This is a genomic window from uncultured Eubacterium sp., assembly GCF_934525195.1.
GTDB lineage: Bacteria > Bacillota > Clostridia > Oscillospirales > Acutalibacteraceae > Eubacterium_R.
The window spans coordinates 261,473-280,567 of record NZ_CAKSZA010000001.1; the positions used below are offsets into that span (position 1 = coordinate 261,473).

Consider the following 19,095-nt stretch of genomic DNA (forward strand, 5'->3'; position numbering starts at 1 on the left):
AAATGGCAAAGAAACTTAATGGAACAGTAATCGTTACATATCGTTGCAACGCAAGATGTACAATGTGCAACAGATACAAAGCTCCATCAAAAAAAGAAGAAGAAATTTCGATCGAAACAATAAAAAAACTTCCGCCTATGTATTTTACTAACATTACGGGTGGCGAACCTTTTATCAGAGAAGATTTAAAGGATATTGTCAGAGAACTTTACAAAAAAAGCGACAGAATCGTTATATCAACAAACGGCTTTTTCACAGACAGAATTGTTGATTTATGCAAAGAATTCCCTCAAATCGGCATTAGAATTTCTATCGAAGGTCTTGAACAAACAAACAACGAAATTCGTGGACTTGACGACGGATTTAATAAAGGTTACAGCACCCTAAAAAAACTTGTTGATATGGGAATGAAAGATGTCGGCTTTGGTATGACTGTACAGGACAAAAACGCTCCCGACCTCGTTCCGCTTTATGAACTTTCCAACAAAATGGGAATGGAATTTGCCACAGCTTCACTTCACAACAGCTTTTACTTTGTTGAAGCAAAAAACAAAATCAACGACCGTCCGATGGTTGCCGAGAATTTTGAAAAGCTTATCAACGAATTATTGGCTTCAAACAGCCCTAAAAAGTGGTTCAGAGCCTATTTCAATCACGGTTTAATTAATTATATTTACGGTCAAAAAAGACTTTTGCCTTGTGATATGAGCTTTGACACATTCTTTATTGACCCGTACGGTGATGTTATGCCTTGCAACGGCACAAAAGACAAAGAAGTTATGGGTAACCTGAACGAACAAAGCTGGGATGAACTGTGGAACAGCGAACAGGCAGAGCGTGTAAGAAATATCGTAAGACATTGCGACAGAAACTGTTGGATGATTGGCTCTGTGTCCCCTGCTATGCACAAATATATTTTGGTACCTGCGTTGTGGGTTGTAAAACACAAGCTCAAATTTTGGACAAAAGAAAAATATTCAATGTATGAAAATCAGGTTGTTTGTGACTACCGTGACGGCAAAGTTACAAAAGAAGACCTTGACAAACTCTCAACCTGCGATATGAATGCAGAAATAAAAGACGGGATTAATAACAAACCGCATAAATAAACATTTCAAAATTCTGTTTAATGAAGAAATCAGGTGAATAGTATTAAAATACTTATAATCCGTTGTTTTCCAAACTACATGGAAGTCAAAAATGCAACATATAACATTCAGGAAATCGGACTTGCAAGAGCACTTACAAAAAAAGGTCATCAATGCGACATTGTTTTTTGGACAGACAAAGAAGAAAAACAAGTTAACATTGATGTAGGAAATCAAAATCAAATAACCATATTCTACAGAAATGCAAAAGTATTTTTAAAAAACGCTTTTTTTCACATTGACGATTTAATTCAGCAATACGATATAATACAACCATCCGAGTACAATCAAATTGCAACATGGTCGTTATCCAAAAAATATCCTGATAAAACTGTTATATATCACGGACCTTATTACTGTGACTTCAACACACGATACAATACAATGTGCAAGATTTTTGACAAGGTTGTTCTTCCTGCGTATAAAAAAAACAATACAACCTTCCTGACTAAAAGTGATTTGGCCAACGATTTTTTAACCTCAAAAGGTATAAGTCCTCAAAACATTACAACCGTAGGAGTCGGAGTTGATCTTGATGCTTTTCCTGCTTTAAACGAAAATTTAATTCCCGAAGAAATAAAGGATATTTCACATATTAATGCAGAAATTAAACTTTTGTATATAGGCAGAATTGAGCCAAGGCGGAACATTCCTTTTCTATTTGACATACTCAAAGAAATGAACAATCGAGGTATATCTACTAAACTTGTTATTATTGGAGACGGCAAAAAAGACTACTGTTCACAGTGTTTTGAATATGCCAAAAATATTGAAGTTGAAAACAACGTTGTCTATATAAAAAAAGCACAGCAACGCTATTTACAATATATATACAAACACACAGACATTTTTTTACTACCAACAAAGTATGAAATATTCGGTATGGTTTTATTAGAGGCAATGTATTTTGGCACACCAACAATAACTACAACAAACGGTGGAAGTCAAATGCTTATTGAAGATGGTATTGATGGGCAAATAATTGATGATTTCGATGCTTCAAAATGGTGTGATGGTATTGTCAAATTAAAAAGCAATTATAAATTTATATCCGAGAATTCTCATAAAAAAATTATTGATTATTTTACTTGGGATACCCTCTGTGATAAATTTATCAAAGCCTATAATGATAAATTATCAAAAAATCATTCATAAAATAAACTTTCATTATAACCTACATAACGTAATCGGAGCACAAATATGAAAAAAGTAACGGCTGTTGTGCCTATATACAATGCAGAGAAATATCTTGACGAATGCATTGAAAGCATTGTCAATCAAACATATAAAAATCTTGAAATCATTCTTGTTAATGACGGTTCAAAGGATAAAAGTCCTCAAATATGTGATAAATGGGCAAGAAAAGACAACAGAATAACAGTTATTCACAAATCCAACGAAGGTGCAGGCGCAAGTAGAAATCGAGGAATTAACGCCGCAACAGGAGATTATATATTTTTTGTTGATAGTGATGATTATATTGCTCCGACACTTGTGGAAAAATGCTTAAATGCCATATCTGACAGTGATTCTGCTATTGTAATGTTCGGTACAACAAATGTAACTGAAACGGGAGAAACAATCAACAATATAATACCCCATTCTGATAAGAATGTTTTTGAAAACGCTGAAGTTCAGGAAGAATTACTACCTGAATTACTTTTTTCTGAAAATAAAAAAGTTAGAAATGTACAGCTTATTGTTTGTATGGCACATTTTTATTCTCTCAGCATCATAAAAAAAACAAATTGGAAATTTAAATCTGAAAAAGAATATTTGTCAGAAGATTTGTATTCATATTTAAATCTAATTCCATATATAACTAAATTCGCAATAATAAGCGAATCGTTTTATTATTACAGACACGGTCACGAATCACTTTCAGCTTCATCAAGATTAACAGATTATACTATGATACGTAAATATTATGAACAGTGTGTTGACCTTTGTAAAAAATTCAATTATAACAACAAGGTGCTAAAGAATATCAGCGAACCATACCTATCATTTACAATTTGCTGCTTAAAGGCTAAAATTCGTGAACAAATAACTTTTTGCGAAAAACGCAAACAAATAAATGCGATACTTAAAGATGAATTGTTACACAAACTGATAAAAGAACGTAATTTAAGCAACGAAACTTTCTTTAGACGAATTCTGTATTTAACTATATTGACAAAGAATTATTTGCTTGCTTGGATTTTTATTTATATACAAACCTACAGAAGCAAATAAAACATTGTTTTCATAAGGAGGAGATATTTTGGCTGTTTTACACATTAAAATAAAGAAAAATCCTTTGCCTGAACAAATATTTCTTGAATTTATGCTTTTGCTAGGACTGTTTTTTGGCTATTTTGAAGTCACAACCTTTTGGAATGCAGGAATTATTTTACTGACAGCTTGGTTGATTTTTGCCTCTAAAAGAATACAAAATAAATTATTCAGCAAAGCTACTCCCATAATTCTACTGTTTATATTAATTGGATTTTTTGCATTAAACGTTTTTTGTATGGGAACAGGTGAACACCTTTCGTATAATATAATTCAAATAATTCGTCCGATTATTATACTTTTAGGCTTTTATTATATTAGTTTGGAAAACAACAATATAATAAATGATTTTTTAAATGATAATTTTATATTACTTAATCTTATGTGGATTGTTAACCTAATAATCATAGGCTTTCAAGTTGCAGGTACAGGTTTTATGATTAAAGACAGCTGGATGGAACAAAACAGTTACTACCAAGATAATTGTACCGGTCTTTTTGGTTTCAGTTCAACACACGTTGTAATGTTATTTACAATTTTTATAACCATTTACAATCTCAAAATCGGAACTAATAAATTCAATGAGAAATGGAAAAAAAGAGCTGTTTTAATCTACACTTATTTGACATTGTTAATAATGCTTTTCTATTCAACGCTCAATGACAATATTGCAATTTTCATTTTTACTCCATTGTTTCTTGTTTGGTATTATTTTCACACAGTAAAAAATTCAAATACAACTATATATAAAAAAGTTTCATCAGTTCTAAATTATATACTATTAGCGATTGTTATTCTTATTGCAATACAATTTATTCCCGGTGTTTCTCAATTCATTTCTGAAACAGTAACCGAAAGATTTGATGGTGTTATTCACTTTGAAGAAACAAATGGAAAGGGAAGTGTTGAACGTTTAGCTATTGCACAAGAAGCTTTAGACTTAGGATTCGGATGGAAATTAGGAAAAGGATTAAGTGCATGGCCTCTTACAAGATCCCGATATGCAGGCTTCAGACATTTTGGTTTAAGTTCTGTAGGTTCATTTGTTTATTTAACAGGCATCTGGGGTTATTCGTTAATGGTTTTGTTTTATTCATTCTTCTTGTCACGATTATCATCAAACAAAACTAAACTTTCTTTCTTTATTACCTTTGGAATGGTTATCTTTTTATCATGCTATACAATGTTCTTTACTGCAACACACGGAATTGTTTGGGCAATATTTATTTTCTTGGTTTTTAACACTACAGATAATAAAACAACAAACATTCAAAATAATGTTACTAATAGCAAAGTCAAAGTTCAATAAACTAAAACCCTGTTTCAGCGAAAGCCGAAGCAGGGTTTTTTCTACAGTCGACCTATTGCAAATTTCAATACAATAGGTATTTATTATTTTAACATTTTACAGTCCGAAGAAATCTTCGGCGTTTTTGATGCTGTTGTATTTGCGGGCGGTCAATGATTTGTTGCCTTGAGTGATTGTTTTCTTCTTTTTATCGAGCGTGAGTTCGTCTGATTCGCCATCGGCGGTGCTGATTGTAAGGGTACTTCCCTTTATAACATATTTGCCCTTATTAGTTGACACAACCCAATTTTCGTTGCCTGTTTTTGAATAATCTGTCGAAACAAATGTTCCGTCGCTGTTGAACTTAAATGCCGAAATGCTGTAGCTGTCAGACTCATTGTACGGTGTTGTGTACCAATAGCCGTTGTAGATATAATCAACAGGCTCGTCCTTTTTGACAGTTGTGCTTGTTGTTCCCTGCTCGGCTACAGTTGACTCCTCTGTGACTGTTTCGCTGAGAGAATGGTCAAATACCGTGTCGCTTACATCTGCTTTTGTGTCGGATGTGAAATTTACAGTCTTATAATATGTATATCTGTTGTCATCATTATAATTTGAAAAAGTCATTTCAAAAGTGTATGTTTGATTTCCGCTTCCGGTCAATTTCATATCATCCATATCAAAGAAAATACATCTAAACGACTTGTCCAAATTTTCCGTATAATTATATTCCGACGATACAACCTCCGGTTTCTTAGGTGTTTTTTCATCAACAGTACCGTCATACACATTAACTCCGTGAATATACTGAATTGACGAAGAATCATTTATTCTTACATAAACAACCTTTTCATCATCGTTTATAACACCGTAGCCGCTTGTAAATGACAGCTTTGGCTGATCCTTGCCACTGTTAACGCCATAAAAATAAAAGTAAGATATAACCCCCGCTGCAACAATAATTACAGCAGAAAGTATAATAAATACCGCTCTTGTAATCGGTTGTTTATTCTTTTTCTTTGAGGAATAAACATCCTCATATACCATATCCTGATTTGAGAGCAGAACATAATCCGAATTCTTATTGACTGTTGCACCGCAATTTGGGCAAATGCTTGATTCTTTTTCTACCCTTGCTCCGCAATTTTTACACTTCATATTTTTCACCTACTATTAATTAGTATAGATTAACTATATCGGTTTTAACCCAAATTGTCAACAAATCTTGAAAAATTATCAAAAAAATGTTGACAAACACAGATGGTTGATGTATTATATACACGGTTAGCGAGGACTAACCTTTACTTTAGCCTTTATAGTTAGTCCTGACTAACTATAATTTAGCTATATAGGTTAGCACAAACTAACCGAAGGAGATGTATATATGATGCCGTTAAAGCTTGCAAATGTCGGTGAGGAATTGACAATACAAAGAATTGCGGGATTGCCTGCTGTCAAGGCTCACCTTGCCGACCTCGGTTTTGTTGTGGGTGCAAATGTAACAATTGTTTCAGGCATTGACGGAAATATAATTGTCAATGTCAAAGGAAGCAGAATTGCGCTCGGCGAAGATATGGCAATGAAAATATTTGTATAACAAAGTTTTAGGAGGATAATATGAAAACACTTAAAGATGTAAAAATCGGTGAAACAACTCGAGTTGTTCGTATTCACGGTGAAGGTGCTTTGAAGCGCAGAATTATGGATATGGGCATCACAAGAGGCGTTGAAATCTATGTGAGAAAGGTTGCTCCTCTCGGTGACCCGATTGAGATAACCGTCAGAGATTACGAGCTTTCATTAAGAAAAGCAGACGCAAAACTAATCGAAGTTGAATAAATTTTTACACTAAAGTTAGCTATGACTAACTATGAAAGGATGAACACAAATGAGTATTAAGATTGCCCTTGCAGGCAACCCAAACTGCGGTAAAACAACACTGTTCAACGCACTTACAGGTTCAAACCAATATGTTGGTAACTGGCCGGGCGTAACAGTAGAAAAAAAGGAGGGCAAGCTCAAAAAGCACAGTGATGTAACAATCACCGACCTTCCGGGTATCTATTCCCTCTCCCCTTACACAATTGAAGAAATCGTTGCGAGAGATTACCTCATCAACGAAAAGCCTGATGCCGTTCTCAACATCATTGACGGCACAAACCTTGAGAGAAACCTTTATCTCACAACGCAGGTTCTTGAACTCGGTATTCCTGTTGTAGTTGCCGTAAATATGATGGATGTCGTAAAAAAGAACGGCGACAAAATCAACATTCAGGAGCTTTCACGACAGCTCGCCTGCCCTGTTTTTGAGATTTCCGCTTTAAAGGGCACAGGCATAAAAGAAGTTGCAAACGCTGCTGTTGAAGCAGCAAGCAGAGAACCAAGCGAGCCACAACACAAGTTCAGCGGAGTTGTTGAGCACGCATTGGCGCACATTGAAGAAGCAACCCTACATACAATGCCAAAAAATCAACAGCGTTGGTACGCAATCAAGATTTTTGAGGGCGACGACAAGGTGCTTGAACAAATCAAAATTGACCCTGCAACCTTGGAGCACATCAAAAATGACATTGCAGACGCTGAAAAAGAACTTGATGACGATGCGGAATCAATCATCACCAACGAAAGATACATTTATATTGCATCAATCATCAAAAGCGTTTATACTAAAAAGAGCAAAGGCAAACTTTCTGCCTCTGACAAGATTGATAAAATCGTTACAAACAGAATTTTAGGTTTGCCGATTTTTGCCGGTGTTATGGCACTTGTTTACTTCATCTCTATGAAATGGATCGGTGCAATCGGTACTGATTGGGTAAACGAAGTTCTCTTTGCCGAATGGGTGCCAAATCTCATTCAAAAAGCACTTGAGGGCAGAATTGCAGATTGGCTCTACGGTCTTATTCAAGATGGTATCGTTGCCGGTGTAGGTGCGGTTCTTGGATTCGTTCCGCAGATGATTGTATTGTTCCTCTGCCTTGCATTCCTTGAGGGATGCGGATATATGAGCCGTGTTGCATTTGTTATGGACAGAATTTTCCGCAACTTCGGTCTTTCCGGTAAATCGTTCATCCCTATGCTTATCGGCACAGGCTGCGGCGTTCCTGCCGTTATGGCTTCTCGTACAATCGAAAACGAGCGTGACCGCCGTATGACAATTATGACAACAACATTTATTCCTTGCTCCGCAAAACTCCCTATTATCGGACTTATCGCAGGTGCGTGCTTCGGCGGAAGCGGTTGGGTTGCAACTTCGGCTTACTTCATCGGCGTTGCGTCAATCATTGTTTCGGGCATTATGCTCAAAAAGACAAAAGCGTTTTCGGGCGACCCTGCACCGTTTGTTATGGAACTTCCGGCATACCACCTGCCGACAGTCGGCAGCGTGCTCCGTTCAACTTGGGAGCGTGCTTGGTCATTCATCAAAAAAGCAGGTACTGTAATCACACTTGCAACAATCCTCATTTGGTTCTTGCAGGCATTCACCTTTAAGGGCGGATTCCAAATGACAGACGATATGGACATTTCAATTCTTGCATACATCGGCAAAGCATTCTGCTGGTTGTTCGTTCCACTCGGTTGGGGCGGTTGGAAACCTGCCGTTGCAAGCGTTACAGGTCTTATCGCAAAAGAAAATGTTGTCGGCACATTCGGTATTCTCTATCACTTTGCAGGCGAACTTGCAGAAAACGGTGACGAGATTTGGAGCAACTTTGCAAAGAACCTCAACGAACTCAGCGGAAATCATGCAAGCCTCGCAGCTTACAGCTTCCTCATCTTCAACCTTTTGTGTGCTCCTTGCTTCGCAGCAATAGGCGCTATCAAGAGAGAAATGAACAACGCAAAGTGGACTTGGTTTGCTATTGGCTACCAATGCGGATTTGCTTATGTCATCGCACTTATCGTATATCAGTTCGGCATCGCATTTGCAGGTGCACCGAATGTTATCGGTTTGATTGCCGCTATTGTTCTTACCGTAGGTATCCTCTACTTACTCTTCAGAAAGAATAAGTATGACGACAACAGATTGACAGTTAAAGCAAAGTAATTTATTACATAACAAAACGAGGTGATTCTTGTGATTGAATTTCTAAAACAAAATATGTACACAATCATTGTGCTTGCCGTACTTATAGTTATAGTTGCTCTCATCATAAGAAGTCTTGTAAATAAAAAAGGCGGAGGCTGTACGGGAGATTGTTCCTCCTGCGGCGGAAGCTGTTCATCGGCAGGCGGTTCAAAATATATGGTGAAAACAACACTTGCGGTTGACGGAATGATGTGCTCGATGTGCGAAAGCCATTTGCAAGACACAATCAGGGCGAACTTTGATGTGAAAAAAGTGAAAGCAAGCCACCAAAAAGGCACAATAATAATCATAAGCAAACACCGCCTCGATGAAGAAAAACTGAAGAATGTAATTAGAGAGACAGGCTATACATTACAAAATATACAATTCGAATTAGCAATGTAGTAATCCCTTCCAAATACTCCGAGTCTATTTCTCTTTTACAATACCAAAGCCCGTGCAGATATCCCACCTGCACGGGCTAAATTTATATAAGAATTTATAAGTAACACTTTGACAAGTAATCGGCTGTTAACGAGATGTAGCCACGATTATTGCTTGCTATGCCTGCCCAATCGAGCATTGCAGCTAACACAAAAACAGGATCGTAAGTTGACTCGCCATAAGATTTTTTAAAATAATTAATAGCAATAGCACCCATAACAGTATCATCGGTACACTTACCATAACCAACCTTGTCCTCTTTACCGTGACCGTTTCCCTTTGGTGCTGAATAATTATTAGACTTCAAAAGCAAATCAACAATAACATCAAAAACAGAATAACTGAACGGGAACGTTTTTTGAGTAAGTTTATCACTAACAAATGTTTTGCCGTCAGATGATGCGAAAATTGTACACGGCTTTCCGTCAAGCAAACTGATAGTAACTACACCATTGTTCTCATATAGCTTTCTTCTGATGATTTCTGACGGTACATTGCTTTTATAATTTATATTACCAAATTTATTTTTATCAAACTTCATTGGTTCATCCTCCTTAGAAGTATTTAAATCTAACGCATCAAGCAGATTATTAAGCCTTCTTTTTACTGTTGGATATGAAATATTTAGTTCTTCACCAACAGTTTTAATGTTTCCCTTATTCTTCAAAAAGCATTCCAAGAACTCTTTTTGTTCATCTGATAAAAAATCATATTTTGAGAAAGGCTTACTTACCGAATACTCAGACTTGCAATCATTACATATTAACCTAATAGCAGAAAGTTCGCCATTGCAAACCGGACACTTTTTAAAATTAAATTCCTTCATAAAATCATCTCCTTTGTCTACAATATAGCATATTATTTACAGAATGTCAATACTCGATATTAAAAAAGTTAATATCGAGTATTGATTATATATTAATTTTTTTATAAAGAAAGGTTTTAATTTTTATTTTGCATTAATTGCAAGTAGGCGCAAAAGAAAAGAAGTCAGGATTTGTCTGACTTCTTTTTTATACCGTAGGGGCGAACTGTGTTCGCCTACGGGAAGATAGTATATTCCAAACAAATCAAAAAAACAAAAGAGGCGACCAAAGGTCGCCCCTACGATATATCATTTCATATCATTTTGTGTGTTCATCAAGGGTGAGGTAGTAGGCTTTGAGGAAGTGGTCGGAGAAGTATTTTACCTCCGGCATATCGATATCGGCGATTTTTTGTTCCTGCGCCTTGAGGGCAATGTCAAATTCCCTATTGCCCATTCTGTTTTCCTCAATGCACTTGATGAGAGCCGAGATTTTGTCGGCGGCCTTAACAAGTTTCCACAACTCTTTTTCGTCCTCGTTCGGCTCGAACAAAGAGTTATATTCTGCCCTGTAATCATCAGGAAGCATTGCAAGAAGTCGTTGACCGGCAACAGCCTCTATTTCCTTATAAACACTTTTTATATCATCATTATAATACTTAACGGGAGTTGGCATATCACCTGTGATAACCTCGGTTGTGTCGTGATACAACGCAAGCACGGCAACTCGGTTTTCGTCATAATCCTTGCCAAATTCCTTTTTGCCGATAAGTGCAAGCGCATGCGCAATAACAGCAACGCTGTGGCTGTGCTCGGCAATATTTTCCTTTTGAGTGTTCGGCATAAGTGCCCAACGGTCAATATACTTCATTCTGTTGACCATTGCGAAAAAGCTGTAATTATCACTCATCGTCTTCACTCGCCTTAATATCAATTCCAAGCTCGCCGAGTTGAACATCATCAATATATGACGGAGCACCGCTCATAAGTTCACTTGCATTTTGTACCTTAGGGAATGCGATGACATCACGGAGCGAATCAGCACCGCAGATAAGCATTGCAAGACGGTCAAGACCGATACCCATACCACCGTGAGGCGGAGCGGCATAGTGATAAGCATCAACAAGGAAGCCGAACTTTGCATCGATTTCTTCCTGTTCCATTCCGAGGAGTTCAAACATCTTGGTTTGAAGTTCGCAATCGGTAATTCTCATTGAGCCCGAAGAAAGTTCTGTGCCGTTGAGTACAAGGTCGAATGCCTGAGCCTTAACCTTTGACTTGTCGGTATCAAGATACTGAATACTCTCCTCCATAGGCATTGTGAACGGATGGTGAGCAGCAACCCACTCGCCTGTTTCTTCATCCATCTCAAAGAACGGCATTTCTGTAATCCAAAGGAAATTCCACTTACCTTGCGGAATAAGGTCAAGTTCTTTGGCAACTGCAAGACGAAGTGCGCCCATAATTGTGAGAGCCTTGCGAGTTTTGTCGCTTACGATAAGAACAACATCGCCCTGCTCTGCACCGAGAGTTGAAAGGAGTTCTTCAAGTTCGCCGTCCTTGAGGAATTTTGCAAATGAGCAATTTGGCGCTTCATCTGCCCAACGAACATATGCAAGACCCTTTGCACCGATACCCTTTGCAAACTCTGTGAGTTTGTCAATCTTCTTTCTTGTGTATGTTGAAGCGGCGTTCTTTGCAACGATAGCCTTAACAGCACCGCCGTCTGCAATTGCACTCTTGAACACAACAAAATCGGTTTTGTCTGCCCAATCGGAAATATCCTCAATAAGCATATCAAAACGGGTGTCAGGCTTGTCCGAGCCGTATTTGTTCATAGCGTCGGCAAAAGTCATACGAGGAAGCGGGGCGTCAATGTTTACATCAATAGTCTGCTTCATAAGTTTTGAAATAAAGCCCTCTGCCATATCCATAATATCGTCACAATCAACGAAACTCATTTCAAGGTCGATTTGAGTAAATTCAGGCTGACGGTCTGCACGCAAGTCCTCATCACGGAAGCAACGAGCAAGCTGAATGTATCTGTCAAAGCCTGCAATCATTGTAAGTTGCTTATAAATCTGCGGAGACTGAGGCAAAGCGTAGAACTTGCCATTGTGAATTCTTGACGGAACAACATAGTCACGAGCACCCTCCGGAGTTGACTTAATCATCATAGGAGTTTCAATCTCGATAAAGTCGTTTGCATAGAAATACTCTCTTGCAATCTTTGCGATTTCGTGACGCATAAGAATGTTCTTTGTAAGCTTTTCGTTGCGAAGATTGAGGTATCTGTATTTAAGAGTGGTTTCGTCACCGACTTTTTCGCTCTTTTCAATCTCGAAAGGAGGAGTTTTTGCCTTTGAAACAATACGAAAATCGTTTACGATAACTTCGATTTCGCCTGTCGGAATGTCCTTGTTTTTGCTTTCTCTCTCTGCAACAACACCTGTTGCGGCAACAACATATTCACTTCTTACCGACTGTGCATCGGCAAAAATTGCCCTGTCTGTTTGGTCGTTGAACGAAAGCTGAATGATACCTGTTCTGTCACGCAAGTCAATAAAGATGAGGTTGCCCAAATCTCTTTGACGCTGTACCCAGCCGAAAACAGTGATTGTTTGACCGACATTCGAGATGTCAAACTTTGCACAATAATCTGTGCGCTTCATACCCTTAATTGAATTAGTCATTATTTTGTCCTCCGAGAAATAGTGAATTAAAATCGAATGCCTCGCCGTTGATTTCCAAATCCTTGAGCTGGCTGTCGAGTGTTATGCTGTAAAATCCCGAAACAAAGGTTTCAAGGCTGATATCGCTTTGCTCGCCTGTTGCCATATCCTTGAGGACTGCCGATTTTGTATCCACTTCATTGTCGCCGATAACAACATTGTATTTTGCATTAATCTTGTCGGCATATTTCATTTGCGCACGAAGTGATCTGCCGTTCAAATCATAAACAACGCTGTATCCCTCATCACGCATATCTTTTGCAATTTCCACTGCCTTGAGAGTTGCCTTGTCGCCCATAGCAACAATGAACAAATCAGGACGGGACGGTTCAGGGAATTCGCAACCCTGTGCTTCCATAACAAGCTGAAGTCGTTCAAGTCCCATAGCGAAGCCGAGTGACGGTGTGTGCTGACCGCCGAGTTCCTCGATAAGTCCGTCATATCTGCCGCCACCGCAAACAGTGCCCTGTGCACCGATTGAATCGGCAACAAATTCAAATACGGTTTTTGTATAGTAATCAAGTCCTCTTACAATTTGAGGATTTACGATATATTCGATATTCATAGCGTCAAGGTAGCTCTTTGTTTTTTCAAAATGCTCCTTGCACTCATCGCAAAGATAATCAAGAACAACCGGAGCGTCCTTTGCGATTTCGCTGCAGACAGGGCTTTTGCAATCAAGAATACGCATTGGGTTGCGGTCAAGTCTGTCACGGCAAGTGTCGCAAAGTTCGTCAACTCTTGAAGCAAAATATTCCTTGAGTGCCTTGTGATATTCCGCACGGCAGGTTGGACAACCGATTGAATTAAGTTCAAGGTGCAAATCCTTTACGCCGAGTTCATCAAAAATCTGCTTTGCAAGTGCAATCATCTCTGCGTCTGCAAGAGGTGAAGTTGCGCCGAAACACTCAATGCCGAATTGGTGAAATTCACGAAGTCTGCCTGCCTGTGGTTTTTCGTAGCGATAGCAAGAAGTGAGATAACAAATCTTTTGAGGAAGCGCCTCGTTTGAAAGACCGTTTTCCAAAAATGCTCTTGCCGCACCTGCTGTGCCCTCCGGACGAAGCGTGATTGAACGACCGCCCTTGTCGTCAAATGTGTACATCTCTTTTTGTACGACATCCGTTGTATCGCCCACACCTCTTTGGAAAAGCTCGGTGTGTTCAAACACAGGAGTTCTCATTTCTTTGTAGCCAAAATTTTCGGCAACTGTGAGGCAAGTAGCCTCGATATATTGATTTTTGTACACTTCGGACGGCAAAACATCCTTTGTGCCCTTGATAGCTTTTGTTATAAGTGCCATAGCTGTTCTCCTATATACAACATTTGAGGTGCAAGTTTTTCTTGCACCTCGTTATTATAATTTATGAAATTACTTTTTTTGATTATATCTTGGGTTAACGATTTCTCTCCATTCAAAGTCGCCTCTTTCAACACCTCTGATAAGTGCCTCGGCAGTTGCAATGTTGGTTGCAAACGGAATGTTGTGCACATCACACAAGCGGAGCAAATCATTGTCGTTTGGCTCGTGCGGTTTTGGATTAAGCGGATCTCTGAAGAAAATCAAGAGGTCAATTTCATTGCACGCAATACGGCTTGCAATCTGCTGTCCGCCTCCCTGCGCACCACTCAAAAAGCAATTAATTTCCAAGCCTGTTGCTTCTTTTACAAGCTTGCCTGTTGTACCCGTTGCGCAAACATCATGTCTGCTGATGATTCCGCAATACGCAATACAAAACTGAACCAAAAGTTCTTTTTTAGCATCGTGTGCAATAAGTGCGATGTTCATAGTACCTCTCCTAAATAAAATTTATCATAATATCTCATTTTAAATTCTTTATATTATATATAATACCATATTACAGCGAATTTTCAAGATTTTTTTAAAAATTTTACGGTAAAAGTGAAGAATCTGTCTGAGCCTTTTCTTCGCTGTCGTTATTGCTGTAATAATAATCGATAATTGCGGCGGTTATCTCGGCAGTTGATGAACCCGAACCTGCTGTTTCGATAGCCGAAGCAACGCTGATTTCAGGATTGTCATACGGTGCAAAGGTGATAAGGAAACCGTTGTTGTGCTTAACGCCGTTTACAACTACCTGTGAAGTACCCGTTTTACAAGCGGTCTTAACCTTTAATTTATTGAACACTCTGTTCGGTCCGCCGTAAAGTGAAACTCTGCGCATACCCGATTTTACAATATCAAAGGTCTTTTTGCTTACTCCTGTTTCCTCCTCAACGGTTACGCCTGTTTCGTTGACAACGCCTGTTGACGAAGAAATCTTTGATTTGACAAAATGTGTTTTATATCTTGTGCCTCCGTTTGCAACAGTTGCACAATAATTGGCAAGCTGAAGCGGAGTCAAAAGGTTGTCGGACTGACCGATGGCACATTGAACGGTGTCACCCGGTCGCCATACCATATCAAACTTCTTTCGATATTCGGGACCTGCCATAATACCCTTTGATTCAGGAATTTCAACACCTGTTTTTTGACCCAATCCAAACATCTTGCCGTACTTGTTCATAAGGTCAATACCGAGTCGTTGAGAAGTGTTATAGAAGAAAATATTGCAGGAATGTTCAAGTGCGCCCTCAACATTAAGTCCGCCGTGAGTGCCCGTGCACTTAAAGGTCATATCCGAAATTTTAAAGGTGTGATTACAGTAAATATAGGTGTCTTTTGTGATTTTGCCCTCCTCAAGTCCTGCAACAGCCATAAGCGGCTTGAAAGTCGAACCCGGAGCAAAGGCGCTCATCGCAAAGCGGTTGAACAAAGGCTTTTTGCTGTTGGAAGCAAGTTTTTGATAATCGCTGTAATATTCATCCAAATTGAAAGTAGGATAGTTTGCGGCAGAAAGAATTTCACCGCTGTGTACATTCTCAACAACAACCGCACCTGTTGCGACTCCCGAAGTCTTTAAACAAATTTTGCGGAGCTTTTTCTCGGCGATTTTTTGCATATCCTTGTCGATAGTCAAAACTATTGTGTCGCCCTGCACAGGCTCTTTTGTGACAGTTTCGGTGACATTGCCCTCTGCGTCAATAGTGACGGTTTTTTCACCAGGAGTGCCACGCAAATCAGCCTCGCAAGCCTTTTCAATGCCCGACTCACCGATTTCATCGCTAATGCCGTAGCCGCTGTCTTTGAGTTCGGCATATTCCTCGGCATTGATTTTTCTTACAGTGCCGATAATGTGAGCGGCAAGTGACGGGTCGGTATATGAACGATATGCCACAACCTGCACATCAGCACCACGATAACCCGTTTTGTTTTCCTTGATTTGAGCAACGGTTTTGTCGCTGACATCATCTGCGATTGTAACAGGATTTGAAACAGAAAACAGACATCTTGTAAGCTCGTATCTGATATTGCCGATTTCAAGTGCGGTCTTTGTGTCGTATCTTTCAAGCCCGTACTTTTCCACCATTGCGTCAAAACAGTTTTGAGCGGTTGCATAGGACTGAAGATTGAACATATCCTTGCTTTTCATTGTTTTGATGGCAGACTCAAAGTTCTCGTCATCCTTTTCGGTAAAAAACTTTATCTTGCCGTTTTTGCCAACTTTCAGAGGAAGATTGTGAACATACTCCTCCTTGTTTTTGTTGAAAAGCTTTATCAAATTGATAACAATCGCATTTCTTGCTTCGTTATTTTTTGCACTCGGAAAATATGCCGCATCAAGAATAATGCTGTTGCCCTTTCGGTTTGTAACAAGGATATTGCCGTTGCGGTCAACAATCTCTCCCCTTGCCGCCTCGATTGATACGGTATAGGTTTGGACAGCGCTGCTCTGAGCAACATAGTATTCGTTATTTTTGATTTGTATATCATAAAGGTCATAGCCAAAGCCGAACAATGTTGCAATAACTAAAATAATCACAATAGCTGTTCTTGAACTTTTATATCTGTTGCCCACAACGCACTCTCCTTTCTTAAAATCCTAAAATAGTTAAGCCTTATTGAGTTTGTTTTTAAGCGGCACAAAAGCAAGGTTCATAAAGAATGTCACAACCGCCGTGTAGAAAAATGACGGCAAATAAAACGTGAAAAAGGCTGCTGTTGAGCCGTCACCACCCTTGATGACAACGAAAACAAGCCAATAAATCAAAACATACAAAAAAGTGAAAACAATCGCACCGACCGTGCCGACCCAGAAAGTCGGACGGAAAATATGCGTGAGCAAAACGCTCATAATATAGCACGCAACCATAAGGAACAGGCAATTAAATACCATATGGTGTGCCGCCGTTATATCCCACAACAAACCTGCAAACAAGCCGATAAGTGCCGACGCTTTTTCATCCTCGTCAAGCGACAGCAAAACAGCCGCAGGAATGAGGAAAAAGCACCTTGCACCGCCGATTTCAAACCACAGTCCGCCTACATTTTGGAGCAATGACAGCAGGCACAAAATCACGGCATAAACGACATATTTAATTGTGCGTTCCTTTTTTGTAAGTTCCATTAAACAATCCTTAATTCTTGTAATCTGTGAGTATAAAGCAAGTGTTTATGCTTTCAATAGCAGTTCCCGGCGTGATGATTGCATAAGACGAAATATCGGTTGATTCGTCTGCAATTTCATCAACCGTGCCGATAATCAATCCCTTTGGCACAGTTCCGCCGACGCCTGCCGTGCAAATAATAGCCTCGTTTGTAATCTTTGTTGTGGCATCAAGGTTTGCCATCTTACACTTGTTTTCCTTGGCAAGACTCGCCGTGCCCGTTACATAAGAAATCTCGTTTGAAATAAGTTCGTATGCCGACACGCTGAAATCAGGGTCAAGTATAGTCTTGACCACGCTATAAGTAGGATAAGCCTTGTCAACAACGCCGACAAGATACTTGCCGTACATAACCGCATCGCCGACAGCAACGCCGTTTACAGTACCCTTTGAAACAGTGAACGACTTGTATATATCCGCACTGTCTCTGCCCGTTACGGAAGCCTCAACAAATCGGAAATCCTTGTGTTCTTCCTTGACTCCGAGGAATTCCTTGTAAAGCTCATTTTGTCTTTTTAAATTTTCGTAATCAACAAGCTGTGACTGCAAATCACCGATTTGTGACTGGAGTTTTCTTATCTCTTTTTCATACTGAGCGTTTCCGCTTACATTGCCCGAAACATTATCAAGACCGTTTGAAATTTTCTGTGCAACATAATGAGCGGGAGAAAACAGCGTGCCCACAACGGTTGACTGTGCAGTTTCGCCATGACCGTTTGCGGCGGCAATAAGTGCACCAATCAAGAACACGGCAATAATGCTCACAACCATTTTGAACGGTTTTGTGTTAAATAAATTTTTCATATTCGATTCACTTCTGTATTATTTTGCTCTGCGGAGCTTGATTGATGTGCCGAGTGCAACACAATCGGTTGAATTTTCAGGCACGATAATCGGAATTTTAATTTCGTTTTCAATCAAATCACGAAGCCCACGAAGTCGGCTTGCACCGCCTGTGAGATAAATTCCACGGTCGATAATATCAGCCGAAAGTTCAGGGAGAGTAACCTCAAGAGTTTCCTTGACAGCGGTCAATATTTGACCGACAGGTTCTTGGAGAACTTCACGAATGTCGGATGATGTAATCTCCACACTTCCCGGAAGTCCGTCAGTAAGATTTCTGCCTCTTACCTCCATAGCGGCTTCGCCGTCATATTCCAATGCAGAGCCGATTTTAAGCTTGATATCCTCTGCCGTACGCTCGCCGATAAGAAGATTGTGAGTCTTGCGCATATAAGTTACGATTACATCGTCCATAGCCTCACCGCCGACCTTGATGCTGTTGCAGCACGCAATTCCGCCGAGAGAGAGCACGGCAATATCGGTTGTACCGCCGCCAATGTCGATAATCATTGAACCTGTTGCCTCATAAACAGGAAGTCCTGCGCCGAGAGCCGCTGCCATCGATTGCTCAACAAGTTCTACTTCCTGAGCACCTGCCGAACGAACAGCATCCTCAACGGCTCTGCGTTCAACCTCTGTTACATCAGACGGAACGCTGACAACAACCCTTGTTTTTGTAAAAACATTGCGTGATGTTGAACGGTCCATAAAATCGTGAAGCATATCCGCAGTCATATCAAAGTCAGCAATAACGCCTGCCCTCATAGGTCTGACAGCAACGATTGAACCCGGTGTTCTGCCAATCATATTTTTTGCTTCGTTTCCCGTTGCAAGCACTCTCTTTGATTTTACATCAACTGCCACAACAGACGGCTCATTAATTATAATATGACCTTTTTTGTCGGCAACTCTTGTGTTGGATGTGCCGAGATCAATTCCAATATCTCTTGAAAAAAGCATTTTAAAACCCGCTTTCATAATTA

At 39.5% G+C, this 19,095-nt stretch carries 18 protein-coding genes; 8 read left to right on the forward strand and 10 right to left on the reverse strand.

Translation table 11 applies throughout. From position 1 onward, the window contains the following. The first annotated feature begins 2 nt into the window (after positions 1-2). The 4 genes from Q0E03_RS01235 to Q0E03_RS01250 are packed head-to-tail and all read left to right on the forward strand — an operon-like array spanning position 3 to position 4,731. Complete coding sequence (locus tag Q0E03_RS01235) at positions 3-1,109, forward strand: radical SAM protein (protein WP_297128454.1); 1,107 nt, start codon at positions 3-5, stop codon at positions 1,107-1,109. Between the two features lie 33 nt (positions 1,110-1,142). Continuing rightward, positions 1,143-2,303 (forward strand): glycosyltransferase family 4 protein, encoded by a 1,161-nt coding sequence (locus Q0E03_RS01240; RefSeq protein WP_297128456.1) that lies wholly within the window; start codon positions 1,143-1,145, stop codon positions 2,301-2,303. Between the two features lie 45 nt (positions 2,304-2,348). Further along, positions 2,349-3,383 (forward strand): glycosyltransferase family 2 protein, encoded by a 1,035-nt coding sequence (locus tag Q0E03_RS01245; RefSeq protein WP_297128459.1) that lies wholly within the window; start codon positions 2,349-2,351, stop codon positions 3,381-3,383. 28 nt (positions 3,384-3,411) lie between these two features. Then, the gene (locus tag Q0E03_RS01250; RefSeq protein WP_297128461.1) at positions 3,412-4,731 is read left to right on the forward strand and encodes a hypothetical protein; all 1,320 of its coding nucleotides are present in this window, start codon (positions 3,412-3,414) and stop codon (positions 4,729-4,731) included. Positions 4,732-4,827: 96 nt separating this feature from the next. Here the strand turns inward: Q0E03_RS01250 and Q0E03_RS01255 are convergent, their stop codons facing one another. Beyond that, complete coding sequence (locus tag Q0E03_RS01255; protein WP_297128464.1) at positions 4,828-5,868, reverse strand: zinc ribbon domain-containing protein; 1,041 nt, start codon at positions 5,866-5,868, stop codon at positions 4,828-4,830. Positions 5,869-6,094: 226 nt separating this feature from the next. Between Q0E03_RS01255 and Q0E03_RS01260 the strand changes: the two genes are divergently transcribed. The 4 genes from Q0E03_RS01260 to Q0E03_RS09075 are packed head-to-tail and all read left to right on the forward strand — an operon-like array spanning position 6,095 to position 9,184. Continuing rightward, the gene (locus tag Q0E03_RS01260; RefSeq protein WP_276973428.1) at positions 6,095-6,307 is read left to right on the forward strand and encodes a FeoA family protein; all 213 of its coding nucleotides are present in this window, start codon (positions 6,095-6,097) and stop codon (positions 6,305-6,307) included. Between the two features lie 20 nt (positions 6,308-6,327). After that, positions 6,328-6,549 (forward strand): ferrous iron transport protein A, encoded by a 222-nt coding sequence (locus tag Q0E03_RS01265; protein WP_273337975.1) that lies wholly within the window; start codon positions 6,328-6,330, stop codon positions 6,547-6,549. A 49-nt stretch (positions 6,550-6,598) separates the two neighbouring features. Continuing rightward, on the forward strand, positions 6,599-8,758 hold the full coding sequence (feoB, locus tag Q0E03_RS01270; protein WP_297128471.1) for a ferrous iron transport protein B: 2,160 nt from the start codon (positions 6,599-6,601) through the stop codon (positions 8,756-8,758). A 30-nt stretch (positions 8,759-8,788) separates the two neighbouring features. Continuing rightward, the gene (locus tag Q0E03_RS09075) at positions 8,789-9,184 is read left to right on the forward strand and encodes a FeoB-associated Cys-rich membrane protein (protein WP_367270208.1); all 396 of its coding nucleotides are present in this window, start codon (positions 8,789-8,791) and stop codon (positions 9,182-9,184) included. Positions 9,185-9,278: 94 nt separating this feature from the next. Here the strand turns inward: Q0E03_RS09075 and Q0E03_RS01285 are convergent, their stop codons facing one another. The 9 genes from Q0E03_RS01285 to Q0E03_RS01325 all read right to left on the reverse strand — a co-directional run bounded on the left by Q0E03_RS01285 (position 9,279) and on the right by Q0E03_RS01325 (position 19,072). Next, a complete protein-coding gene (locus Q0E03_RS01285) occupies positions 9,279-10,049 on the reverse strand; it encodes a DUF2089 family protein (RefSeq protein ID WP_297128474.1) in 771 nt (256 codons plus the stop codon). Positions 10,050-10,347: 298 nt separating this feature from the next. Continuing rightward, positions 10,348-10,938, reverse strand: coding sequence for a 5'-deoxynucleotidase (gene yfbR / locus Q0E03_RS01290; protein WP_297128477.1), 591 nt, complete (start codon positions 10,936-10,938; stop codon positions 10,348-10,350). Further along, positions 10,931-12,721 (reverse strand): aspartate--tRNA ligase, encoded by a 1,791-nt coding sequence (gene aspS / locus Q0E03_RS01295; RefSeq protein WP_297128480.1) that lies wholly within the window; start codon positions 12,719-12,721, stop codon positions 10,931-10,933. The genes yfbR and aspS overlap by 8 nt, the downstream gene beginning before the upstream one ends. Next, entirely contained in the window at positions 12,714-14,063 is a 1,350-nt protein-coding gene (gene hisS / locus Q0E03_RS01300) for a histidine--tRNA ligase (protein ID WP_297128483.1), read from the reverse strand. Before hisS ends, aspS begins: the two co-directional genes overlap by 8 nt. A 69-nt stretch (positions 14,064-14,132) precedes the next feature. After that, positions 14,133-14,549, reverse strand: a complete 417-nt coding sequence (locus tag Q0E03_RS01305; RefSeq protein WP_177665652.1) for a methylglyoxal synthase — start codon at positions 14,547-14,549, stop codon at positions 14,133-14,135. A gap of 103 nt (positions 14,550-14,652) precedes the next feature. Next, on the reverse strand, positions 14,653-16,680 hold the full coding sequence (locus tag Q0E03_RS01310; RefSeq protein ID WP_297128487.1) for a penicillin-binding transpeptidase domain-containing protein: 2,028 nt from the start codon (positions 16,678-16,680) through the stop codon (positions 14,653-14,655). 33 nt (positions 16,681-16,713) lie between these two features. Continuing rightward, positions 16,714-17,229 carry a hypothetical protein gene (locus Q0E03_RS01315; RefSeq protein WP_297128490.1) on the reverse strand — a complete coding sequence of 172 codons (516 nt, stop codon included), beginning with the start codon at positions 17,227-17,229 and terminating at the stop codon, positions 16,714-16,716. A gap of 10 nt (positions 17,230-17,239) precedes the next feature. Next, entirely contained in the window at positions 17,240-18,073 is an 834-nt protein-coding gene (mreC, locus tag Q0E03_RS01320; RefSeq protein WP_297128493.1) for a rod shape-determining protein MreC, read from the reverse strand. A gap of 18 nt (positions 18,074-18,091) precedes the next feature. Further along, on the reverse strand, positions 18,092-19,072 hold the full coding sequence (locus Q0E03_RS01325) for a rod shape-determining protein (RefSeq protein WP_297128496.1): 981 nt from the start codon (positions 19,070-19,072) through the stop codon (positions 18,092-18,094). Positions 19,073-19,095: the final 23 nt, after the last annotated feature.